At 58.8% G+C, this 10,464-nt stretch carries 12 protein-coding genes and 1 pseudogene; 8 read left to right on the forward strand and 5 right to left on the reverse strand.

The window, feature by feature from the left end; genetic code table 11:
• Positions 1-118: 118 nt before the first annotated feature.
• The 3 genes from AB4048_RS24915 to AB4048_RS24925 are packed head-to-tail and all read left to right on the forward strand — an operon-like array spanning position 119 to position 2,098.
• The gene (locus AB4048_RS24915; protein ID WP_442204676.1) at positions 119-679 is read left to right on the forward strand and encodes a nutrient deprivation-induced protein; all 561 of its coding nucleotides are present in this window, start codon (positions 119-121) and stop codon (positions 677-679) included.
• A complete protein-coding gene (locus AB4048_RS24920; protein WP_442204677.1) occupies positions 672-1,088 on the forward strand; it encodes a phage holin family protein in 417 nt (138 codons plus the stop codon). Before AB4048_RS24915 ends, AB4048_RS24920 begins: the two co-directional genes overlap by 8 nt.
• The gene (locus tag AB4048_RS24925; RefSeq protein WP_442204678.1) at positions 1,088-2,098 is read left to right on the forward strand and encodes a DUF3618 domain-containing protein; all 1,011 of its coding nucleotides are present in this window, start codon (positions 1,088-1,090) and stop codon (positions 2,096-2,098) included. Before AB4048_RS24920 ends, AB4048_RS24925 begins: the two co-directional genes overlap by 1 nt.
• A gap of 375 nt (positions 2,099-2,473) precedes the next feature.
• Here the strand turns inward: AB4048_RS24925 and AB4048_RS24930 are convergent, their stop codons facing one another.
• From AB4048_RS24930 to AB4048_RS24940, 3 genes are all read right to left on the reverse strand, one after another.
• A complete protein-coding gene (locus AB4048_RS24930; protein WP_442204679.1) occupies positions 2,474-2,611 on the reverse strand; it encodes a hypothetical protein in 138 nt (45 codons plus the stop codon).
• Positions 2,612-3,447: 836 nt separating this feature from the next.
• Positions 3,448-5,592 carry a catalase C gene (catE, locus tag AB4048_RS24935; RefSeq protein WP_442204680.1) on the reverse strand — a complete coding sequence of 715 codons (2,145 nt, stop codon included), beginning with the start codon at positions 5,590-5,592 and terminating at the stop codon, positions 3,448-3,450.
• 68 nt (positions 5,593-5,660) lie between these two features.
• Positions 5,661-6,161, reverse strand: coding sequence for a YciE/YciF ferroxidase family protein (locus tag AB4048_RS24940; protein ID WP_442204681.1), 501 nt, complete (start codon positions 6,159-6,161; stop codon positions 5,661-5,663).
• A 256-nt stretch (positions 6,162-6,417) separates the two neighbouring features.
• On the opposite strand from AB4048_RS24940, the gene AB4048_RS24945 reads away from it, so the two are divergent.
• Positions 6,418-6,993: a cysteine hydrolase family protein gene (locus AB4048_RS24945; protein ID WP_442204682.1), complete on the forward strand. Its 576-nt coding sequence runs from the start codon at positions 6,418-6,420 to the stop codon at positions 6,991-6,993.
• 85 nt (positions 6,994-7,078) lie between these two features.
• Here the strand turns inward: AB4048_RS24945 and AB4048_RS24950 are convergent, their stop codons facing one another.
• Positions 7,079-7,321, reverse strand: a complete 243-nt coding sequence (locus AB4048_RS24950) for a DUF982 domain-containing protein (protein WP_442204687.1) — start codon at positions 7,319-7,321, stop codon at positions 7,079-7,081.
• Positions 7,322-7,567: 246 nt separating this feature from the next.
• Between AB4048_RS24950 and AB4048_RS24955 the strand changes: the two genes are divergently transcribed.
• Positions 7,568-7,984: a low affinity iron permease family protein gene (locus tag AB4048_RS24955; protein WP_442204683.1), complete on the forward strand. Its 417-nt coding sequence runs from the start codon at positions 7,568-7,570 to the stop codon at positions 7,982-7,984.
• On the opposite strand, the gene AB4048_RS24960 is transcribed toward AB4048_RS24955, so the two are convergent.
• Positions 7,959-8,312: a low affinity iron permease family protein gene (locus AB4048_RS24960; protein WP_442204684.1), complete on the reverse strand. Its 354-nt coding sequence runs from the start codon at positions 8,310-8,312 to the stop codon at positions 7,959-7,961. The two genes, AB4048_RS24955 and AB4048_RS24960, sit on opposite strands and share 26 nt — an antisense overlap.
• 694 nt (positions 8,313-9,006) lie before the next feature.
• Here AB4048_RS24960 and AB4048_RS24965 point away from each other — a divergent pair.
• From AB4048_RS24965 to AB4048_RS24975, 3 genes and pseudogenes are all read left to right on the forward strand, one after another.
• Positions 9,007-9,318 carry a PepSY domain-containing protein gene (locus tag AB4048_RS24965; protein ID WP_442204685.1) on the forward strand — a complete coding sequence of 104 codons (312 nt, stop codon included), beginning with the start codon at positions 9,007-9,009 and terminating at the stop codon, positions 9,316-9,318.
• A gap of 20 nt (positions 9,319-9,338) precedes the next feature.
• Positions 9,339-9,941, forward strand: coding sequence for a general stress protein (locus AB4048_RS24970; protein ID WP_442204686.1), 603 nt, complete (start codon positions 9,339-9,341; stop codon positions 9,939-9,941).
• A gap of 328 nt (positions 9,942-10,269) precedes the next feature.
• A pseudogene (locus AB4048_RS24975) lies at positions 10,270-10,464 on the forward strand (ribonuclease); the annotation flags it as partial.

Consider the following 10,464-nt stretch of genomic DNA (forward strand, 5'->3'; position numbering starts at 1 on the left):
GCCCACGCCGTCGGCTGACCAGAAGGTAGGTGCGATCGCTTTCTTTGCACGGAACAAACCCTCCGATTGCCAGTTGGGTGTCGTGAACACCTACCGACAAATACCCATGGAGGTTTACATGGCGAACGAGTTTTCAGATGGCAGAGTAGAACCTGCCAGGGAGGAAATTCTCCCTAGAACCCCCTCGGTCCTGGGGAGCGAGGGAACACAATTGGCAGACCTGAAGGAGAAGGTTGTCGAAGACTTTAACGCGGCAACCACAACCGCCAAGGAGGGCGCCGCAGCCGCGATGGTCAAGGCTAAGGACGTCGTCTCCGAGCAAGCTAATTTTGCCGCTCGCCAGATAGGCGGGATCGCAACCGCACTTAAAAAGGTTGGCTCGGAACTGGAAGGATCCGATCAATCCGAAATTGGTCGTTATGCCGGTCAGATCGGCAGCACTGTTGAAAATTTCGCAAAGCGGATTGAAGGACGCGACCTTGGCGAAGTCGCAACGATGGCTGAAGACTTCGGACGCAAGCAGCCATTGGCGTTCCTCGGCATCGCGGCACTTGCTGGCTTAGCGGCCAGCCGTTTTCTGACGGCCTCGGCTACGCGGCCTGCGAATGAAAAATCCCGCGAGACGCCTGAGGCTGCGAAGTTTGACGTGTTGAAGAGCGGAGGGAATGCAAATGGCTAGCTCGTCCGAAAACATTCCGCTCTCTGAACTGGTGGGCGGCCTGGTGGCCGACGTCACCGGGCTACTCCGTAAAGAAATCGACCTTGCCAAGACTGAAGCCTCCGAGAAGCTCTCACAAGCACTCAACGGTGTTGAGATTCTCATCGTCGGAGTGGTTCTCGCTATCGGCTCCATTGGCGTTCTGCTGAGTGCACTCGTGGGCGGCGTTGCATCTTTTCTGGTCGGCCAAGGCATGACGCAACCGAACGCGAACGCGTTAGCCGCTCTTATAGTCGGTCTCGTCGTTGCAGCGATCTCTTGGGCGATGGTTTCACGAGGCTTGAGCGCACTGCGGGGAAGCAACTTGAAGCTTGATCGTACGACGAAATCGTTGCGTCGCGACGTCGACGCAGTGAAGGAGAAGATCTGATGGCCGATTTGATTGAAAAGACATCCTTCGACCTCCAGCGAGAAATAGAGGCCGACCGCCAGCGTCTTGGCGATCGAATAGAGGCCATCCAAGAAAGGATGTCGCCTGGACAACTCGTCGACGAAGTCTTGGCATATGCTAAAGGCGGCGGAGTAGGTGAATACGCCAGAAATCTTGGGCAGTCCTTGAAGGACAACCCCATACCGGTCGCCTTGATGGGCGTCAGCCTCGCTTGGCTTATTGCAAAGCAGCAGACCGGGCCTTTGCCTACCACACAGTCATCGACCGCGGATTTGTATGCCGACTTTCCACTCTATCCCGCCACGGGAGACGTGCGACGCATCGGCCCACCAGAAATCGATAACGGTGTTCGCTATAGCCATTTCGTCGATGCCTCAGGGAAGCGGCTGAAAGCCCTTACCGACGAGGCCGGACGTCGCGCCGGGCATTTCCTGGACGAGGCGGGAAAGACCTACCGGGGGTTTGCCGATGCCACCGGGAAACAAATCGAGCAGATCTCGGACGAGACCGGGGCAATGTTGGACACGGCGTCGGGATGGGCCTCAAACACTTGGGCTCAAGTTAAGGATGAAGCAAGCGATTTAGGATCTCGTGCATCGGATACAGCGTCATCGATTTCCCAACGCTCCTCTGCCGCCGGAGCGAACATGCAAGAGCAAGCTGGTAAATTAAACGCGGCAATTCTCACTCACTTCCGGGAACAGCCGCTCGTTGGCGGCGCTCTTGCATTCGCTGTGGGCGCGGCGATTGGTGCGGCTCTGCCTCATACTGAAGCTGAAGACTCGTATCTCGGCGAAGCCGCTGACTCGACAAAAGATACGGTTTCGGCTCAGGCCGCGTCGTTAGTCGATCAAGGGGCCGAGATCGCATCCGACGCCTATGACAAGGCGGTTGCCGTTGCATCGGACGTTCACGATGCAGCAAAGGATCGGGTGGTGCAGGAGGTCGACGCTTTCAAGTCGGGAGTGCTTGGAGGTGAACGTGGCTGACGCAACGAGAAAGGTCAGCGCGGTCTCGCTGCGACCGTTTTAACGTCCTCCGTAGAAGCGCGGAAGGAAAGCGATCTTGCGCACTGGGCTTCTCCTGAACTCCGCCCTGCGCGGTGTTCGAGAGCGCGTCTGATAAATTTCTTCGCCGCCGGTTCTCGCTAGTGGGAGATAACTGGCGCGAAGGCCGTTGCGTAAGACGAGTGCCGCTACTGTGCGGCGTGGCGCACACACCGAACACGGTGGAGATCTCCACAACCGTGATCTTTCCCGATAGAGGTTACGGGGAATCAAATTCGCTACGAAGAGTGCCGGACGGTACCAGAAATCAAGAAAATGAAAATGCCTTTCGCACGCTTCCATTCGAGCGGCCGCATCTCAAGTGGCGTCACCGCCGTCGTAAGATGTTGGCTGCTTTGAAGTCTTATTTCCATCCTTCTCGCGGTCTTTGATGCGTCTGTTGTCGGCTTTTTTGTCCTCATTGGTCTTGGCGCCGTCGTTGGATTGCTTTTGCATTGCCGTCTCCTTTAAAAAAAGGCCTAAATTCATCATCGCTTCCGGCTGCAGTAGGAGGCCCGATTGCACTAGCCGAGCTTAGCGCGTCCAGATGGTCGATGGGCTCCTTAACTTGGCCACGGGCCAACTTGGCGACGCTGAGATATTCGCGGTTCTGGCCAACCTTGAGATAGTCCTCCTGAATTTCTCAGAAGTTTTTTGCCCCCGAGCTGGGCGGTGACATATGCCTTGTTGAACTCGGCAGCGGACACTCTGAACTTATCGAGTGCGGCCTTGCATCGGCGTCGAGGGCTGCCTCGACCTCGGCCTCGGTCGGCGGCTTCAGGGCGCCCTCCGCTTTTGGCGTCGGTCTGCATTGACTTCAGAATATCGGCGACAGTTTCTTGTTCACCCCGTTTGGCGAATTCCTTCACCATCGTTGGCCTTTTCTAGCGCCATGCGGCTAGTTGCAAGAGAAAGCGAACCGACCACCTTTTTGCTCGGGGCGCTTTTATTCGGCCTCGCCCGGCGGCGGTGACGTTGTTTGAGCGAATGCCGAGACATAGCAAAGAAGGGCGGGGGGCTGCAGCAGCGGCTGTTTGCCGTCAGGATTGAACGACGTCTCATCGGAAACTCCACGGTGTTGGCTGCTGCATGAACCACTTGCAAGACTCGTTGTTCCGTCGGGAGTGCTTAGGCTGGGCTTCTCCAAAAGGCTTGAGGCATAAATCCCGCGATATGTGGCCCTGCCGATGGCCGATGTAATTGAAGGCGGGAAACTTGAACGGACCCGTTTAACACGGGTCCGGTGGTGACGATTTAGGCAAAGCGACGCCTGCCCCGTTACCATTGGGCCGTCATCCGATCGGCGGAGACGCCTTGCCGAGCTTGACCGATGGCTCGCGGCCCCAGACCCGCAGCTTGCCAAGCTCCTTCACAAAGGCGGCAAGGCCGTCATCTCCAGGCAGCGCGAAAACCCCTTCGTCAAGAGCGTCAGCGATCCCTGCCTTTTCAAGCAGCGGTAGCGCCGACGGGTCGTAGCCGATGAACTTGCAGTGCTGGAAAGCGTCGGCGACGAAATCTCGTGCCGCTGCCTCCTTTACCAAGTCATCGATGGCGACTGCCGAGGTGAGCAGAGCCACGGCGTCAAAGAGGACTGACGGTCCGCCGTCGATCATATGGTGGGCCGGGATCCAGCTCCCGTCAGATGCCGTCACGCCGCCCACCTTCGGCGCGATAAGCTCGAAGACAGCCTTCTCCTTGGTCACGGCGTCCCCAAGGGCCTTGAGCAGCTTGGCGTCGACGCCGTCGGTTACGAGGATGCCGAGTTTCCGTCCTTCGAAGCGTTTGGGACCACGCTCGACGATGCTGAGGGCCGGCGACGGTTTGAGGTCTTGGCGGGTGGGCATCGCCGCGTCGGCGGGCTCCGGCATGGATTGGAAACCGAGCTTCTGGGCGACGGTGGATGCAAGCGTCTCGTCTATGTTCAGGAGATGAGACACCATCCGCTCGCGGATCGCGGACGTCTCGACCTTGCTGAGCTCGAACGTCAACGCCGCTGCGATGTGGCGCTGTTCAGGCGGGGTCTGGCTGATGTAGAACTGCCGGGCCTGGCTATAGTGATCGGCGAAGCTTTCCGGTCGTAGCCGCACCTTCTCGCCTTGCTCCTCCGCCGGGAAGTGACGGTAGCCTTGTACCGAGGACTCCCTCGGCCCCTCGCTGAACGAGTTCGGCTGGTAATTCGCACGCCCGACGGGATTACGCATCGCCATATGGCCGTCCTGCTGGAAAGTGTGGAAGGGACACTTCGGCGCGTTTATCGGCAGATGCGTGAAGTTCGGCCCGCCCAGCCGCTTGAGCTGGGTGTCGAGGTAGGAGAAGTTGCGCCCTTGCAGGAGCGGATCGTTGCTGAAGTCGATGCCCGGCGGGACGTTCTGGGTCATGAAGGCGACCTGCTCTGTCTCCGCAAAGAAATTATCCGGCATGCGATCGAGAACAAGGCGACCGACTGCCTGCGGCGGCAGGATTTCCTCCGGAATGATTTTCGTCGGATCGAGGACGTCAAAGTCGAAGCTGTCGGCAAAGTCCTGATCGAAGAGCTGTACCTGCAATTCCCATTCCGGGAAATTGCCGGATTGGATCGACTGCCACAGATCGCGGCGATGGAAGTCCGGGTCGGCGCCATTGATCTTAACGGCTTCATTCCACGCCACCGACTGCAGCCCGAGCTTTGGCTTCCAGTGGAACTTGACGAACGTTGACTCCTCCTTGGCGTTGACGAACCGGAAGGTGTGGACGCCAAATCCTTCCATGAAGCGCAGAGAGCGCGGGATCGCCCGGTCCGACATCACCCACATGATCATGTGCATGCTTTCCGGCGTCAGACCGATGAAGTCCCAGAACGTGTCGTGAGCCGACTGCGCCTGCGGGAAGTCACGGTCCGGCTCGGGTTTGACGGAGTGGATGAGGTCGGGGAACTTGATGGCGTCCTGGATGAAGAAGACGGGGATGTTGTTGCCGACGAGATCCCAGTTGCCCTCCTTGGTGTACATCTTCACTGCGAAGCCGCGAACGTCGCGGGCGAGATCGGCCGATCCCTTGCTGCCCGCGACGGTCGAGAACCGGACAAAGACCGGGGTCTTTTCCCCGGCCCGCTGAAACAGGTCGGCGCGGGTGTAGGCGGCCAAAGATTCGTAGGTCTCGAAGAAGCCGTGCGCACCATAGCCGCGGGCATGAACGACGCGCTCGGGAATCCTTTCATGGTCGAAGTGAAAGATCTTTTCACGGAAATGGAAGTCGTCGACGAGGAGCGGACCGCGGGCGCCGACACGAAGCGAATTCTGGTCGTCGGCAACCGGGCCTCCTTGTGCTGTCGTCAGGATTGGCTGGCCGTCTTCGGCGAACTGGTGTAGCTCCCCACCGTCGCCGCGATGGAGCTTCTGACCGTGGATGGCGATAGTGCTCGACTGCGCAGGCTTGGGCTTCGAGGGTCTTTTGGCCATGTTTGTCCCCTGTCTATTTGAGATTGCGAAAAAGAGAAGGCCACCGAGGGTGGCCTTCTCTTTGGCGTCTACGCTGCCTTCGTGGCCTTGGCGTTGGCCTGCGCCTTTGCGAGCTGCGTCAGCTTCTTGTCCGTAGCCACCTCTTCGGCAAGGGTTGCCTGCAGAAGCGGAACGGCATCCTTCAGACCGAGCTGGCCGGCCCACGCGATCAGCGTGCCGTAGCGCGCGATCTCGTAGTGCTCCACCGCCTGCGCCGACGAAATCAGGCCGGCGTCCAGCGCCGACGACCCCTTGAAATCCTCGATGATTTCCTCGCCCTCGGAAATGATGCCCTGGATCGCTTCGCAGGTCTTGCCACGGACCGGCTTGCCTAACAGTTCGAACACCTGCTCCAGTCGTTCAACGTGGCCTTGCGTCTCGTCCCGATGCTGCAGAAAGCCAGCTTTGCCTTCCTCGGACTGCGCGGCGCGTGCCATCTTCGGCAATGCCTTGAGAATCTGCTTCTCCGCGAAATAGATGTCCTTCAGCGTATCGAGGAACAGATCGTTCAATGTCTTTTCGGTAGCCATGTTGTCCTCCTATGGCGTGAGAATGTGCGAGCCCTAAACTCCCCCGATCAGTTGATGTTCCTATAAAGGGGCGCTGCTAGGTTCATCCTCAGGTCAGAGGGAGATGACTTCGCAGCGTACCCACCTCGCGCATCGGATTTTCCGTACGCCCTTCGCTTTCTCGCCAACCCGCGCGAGAGATGTTCAGGAAGGCGAGGTCCGGCGGAACCACCGCGCAAATCTGGAGTTTTGACAAATTTATGAAATGAGGCGGGACATGCTCGGAAAGTGGATTCATTTGTGCATCGACATGCAGAGGATGTTCGCAGACGACACCCCTTGGCACGTCTCATGGATGCGCGAGGTCTCGCCCCAGATCGAGGAACTGGTCAAGCGCTATTCCGATCGGACCGTTTTCACGAGGTTCATCACGCCCGAGAGCAAACATGAACTCCCCGGCATGTGGCGGGCTTACTACGAAAAATGGAATATGATGACACGTGAACATCTTGATCCTGCCTTCTTCGACCTCGTGCCTTCGCTAAAGCGGTTCGTTCCTCCGGCACGGTGCTTCGACAAGATGACCTACTCTCCCTGGACGAGCGGCGAACTGCACCGTGTGCTGTCGGGCGAGGGCGTGGCGACGGTGGTCCTCACGGGAGGGGAGACTGACGTCTGCGTGCTGGCGGCGGCGCTCGGGGCGATCGATCTTGGCTATCGCGTGCTTGTGCTTAGGGATGCTGTGTGCAGCGGCACCGACGAAACTCACGAAGCCGCACTCGAACTCCTGAGCGAGCGCTTCTCAGTTCAGCTCGATCTCGTCGAAACTGAAGACTTTCTCAGAAGCCGCTAGGAACGCTGCGTCGTGTGGGGCGCCTTCCCAAGAGCCGCTTCCCATCTGCCTGCTCCGATGTGTAAGGATTGAGCATCGACGCATTTTAGCTACGCGCCGATTCAATTTCCCTCACGGCGGCTACGAACTCGCCCCTAGCCTGTTCAGCATCCATGCGTCCGGCAATGGCAGCACGACAGGCGGTAAGCGCTTTCACGAAACACGGTCCCCGACGGTTTGGCCATTGTGTGATAAGGCACGAAACCGCCTCATCCGGGCTGTTGACTAGGCGAAATTCGAGTTGGCCAAAAGTGAGCCTCACAGGCTCTTGCCAAGGTACGCTAGGCATATCGGCGGCCTCCGCTTTAACTTCAAGAATGCTGCGTGAACGACGAAAGTTCCTTGAGGTCGCCGCCTCATCCACGGAAAGTCCACGTTGGCGGCCAAGAGGGAACAGCGGCGGCCCTCGGCATGACGCCCGCAAAGACGGCGGCAGCCTTTGCGTGTTGATTCGGGTCTTGGCGCCGGTCGCAAACTGGAACTTACATCTGCCCGGCCGCGTTTCGTTTCGCCCAAGGCTGCTACGGAGTGCTAAATGTCCAAAATCTTCGCCAAATTCGCAACCATCATTGCAGACATGTCTGGCAAGCCCGCGACCTTCGTGATGGCTCTCGCCCTCGTCATTGTTTGGGCGGTATCCGGTCCTTATTTCGGATACTCCGAGACTTGGCAGCTCGTCATCAATACAGGCACTACGATAATAACGTTCCTTATGGTCTTCGTACTGCAGAACTCGCAAAACCGGGACGGCAAGGCGTTACAAGCCAAGCTCGACGAACTGATCCTGACGTCGCAGGCTCAGAACAAGTTCGTGGGGATCGAGAAGCTAGATGAGCAGGAGCTTCGAGACATGAGCAAAACGCTAGCCGAAAAGGCGGAATGCGCAGAAGAGGTCGCCGACGAGAAGGCTTCGAAGTTGCGGCCGCTCAGGCCTGAGGCTGCGCGTGCCTGACGACAGCAGCCGCGTCGTCCTCCTCGAGTTCATGCAAGCCGATGAGATGATTTCCGGCATCGCTCGATCGGATGAGTTCGTCCACTTTTATCTGTAGCGCCTTCATTTCGCGATTCTGGGAGTGCTGCATTAGAAGCAGGATGAGAACCGTCACCAGAGTCCCGATCATGTTGGCGTAGTTAAACCACCACATCGGAAATCCGGCCGCCACACCGATGGCCGTCCAACCCGCTGCAATCGTCCCGACGACTCCGAGGGCCCCGCCCTGACCCGCGATCGTTACCGCGGCGTCGGAAAGTCTGGGAAAGTGTTCGTCGAGCAACCGCATCGCCTTCTCCGCGGACATAAATGCGCGAACAAGTCAAGAGTTCCCAAGGCGTCTGAGCAACGCTCGACGACGCGCAGAAGCTCGTCCGGAAGACTGGCTTGCACACACCATCAATTCCGAGCGGGAGCATTGCCGAACCATCCTCGTTCCAGCCGTTATCCAGCGGTGCAAAACTATTGATCGGCATGACCAGGTATCTTTGCGAAGGGCCAGTGCTTTTGCGGCTCCATTAAAGCGGAGATGGCCGCCAAACCGTTCTGGTTAGCTTCGGTCACGACGACTGTTGTCGCGTGATCCATGCAATGTCGGCGAGGCGTTGGCGAGGATCTCGTGTAGCGAGGCATGCTTCCCGAGCTTTTTTGGAGCTGGCGCTCCGTCGCGTTGCAAATCGACCGACCGCTCTATCGAAGGGCCTTCGACGCGATTTGTCTTGAGGGTGCCATGAAGGGCAATCGCTTAACGGCCGCCATGAAATTTTCCTATTCGGATAGAGCTTTCGGGAGCTGGACGTAGCTGGTGCCAAGCCGCTATCGCCGAACGGGCAATCGCTTCGATGTTCGCCTGGAAGATGACAGAAGCCGCGTGCAAGTAAGTGGTCACAAATATTCGCCGTGTACGCGATCTGGGGAGCGCCCCCGTCGGAACAAACAGAACGCAACGCGGTTTCTCCGCGGTAGGAAACTGAGGAAATCCAATGAAAAAACTTCTGATCGGCGGCGTTGCGGTGCTTCTGGCGACGACCACTTCGTTCGCCCAAAGCCAGACCCCCACAACGTCGCAAACAACCCCCGCCATCAACACAGAAAACAATCCCGCAGCCCCCGTGGCCGGCAAGAACAGCTTCACCGAGGCGCAAGCAAAATCGCGGCTAGAAGATGCCGGCTACCAGAATATCTCGGGGCTCAAGCTCGACGATCAGGGCGTGTGGCGCGCCACCGCTGACAAGGACGGCAAGCAGACCAACGTTTCCCTGGACTTCCAGGGGAACATCACGATGGCCAAGTAACAAGAAGAAGGAATTTAACGATGAGAACCATCAGCGCTCTCTATGACACCTACGATGAGGCCCGGGCAGCCGTTGCGGCACTTGAAAACGCCGGCGTCCCCTCCGAGGAGATCAGTATCGTTTCTCATAAGACCGACGGCGCCGATGTCGAGGGCCAAGGCGATCGCGCGGCGGAAGGCGCTGGAACCGGCGCTGGAATCGGAGCGGTTGCCGGCGGCGCTGGCGGGCTGCTCGCTGGTCTCGGCCTCATGGCAATTCCGGGAGTCGGGCCTGTAGTCGCCGCCGGCTGGCTTGCCGCCACCGCGGCGGGCGCTGCGGCAGGTGCCGTGGTCGGCGGAGCCGCAGGCGGGCTAGTAGGTGCGATGGTCGAGTCCGGCGTCTCTGAGGAGGAGGCGAACGTCTACGCCGAGGGTGTCCGCCGCGGCGGATCGGTCGTGACTGCACGCGTCGACGACGCAACTCTGGCGGAGGCGCAAGCTGTTCTGGATCGCTCCCGACCGGTCGATGTTGGGCAACGCCGAACGGCATATGTCGAGCAGGGCTGGCAGCGTTTTGATGAGGCGGCGAATCCTTACACGCCCGAACAGATCGCGATTGAACGTGAGCGCTATCGCAGGGCATAGAAGAACGCTTCCCTGCTAGCGGAGATGCCGCGCGTGAGCTAGCCTCGCGTGGCATCTCGATTTCGTCGAAATGGCGTCAGCCAATAGGCGTTGCACGCGAACCTCCCGCCCTACAGCGAGCTTTCGTATCAGAACGCTTCTAAGCGCCGCAGGTCATCTGCTATTTTCTCTGAAATGAACATAACCCCGCCGATCACGCACTGCGGTCAGGGAATATCGTTCCCACCTTGGCCGTGTAATTTCAAAGTCGACGGGACATCGTCACAGCCCCCGCTGCATCCTTTGAGGAAGATGCGCGTTTACTCCGCGATGGAGCGGAGTGTCGGCGATGCAGACAGGCTTCCTGCAAAGGTTTTCGACGGTAATCGTCGTCATGGCAATGAGTGTCGGCGCGCTCTCACTGATGCGAACAAGGCATGGCGTCGGGTTCGATCGGTCGTTGCGGAATGAAGATCTGGGCGATGCTCGCGGCAGGACCGCAGGCGTTCCGGAAGACATACCCGTCAAAGGCCTTCGTGATGTC

The sequence above is a fragment of the Rhizobium sp. RAF56 genome, from assembly GCF_052113965.1.
Lineage (GTDB): Bacteria > Pseudomonadota > Alphaproteobacteria > Rhizobiales > Rhizobiaceae > Rhizobium.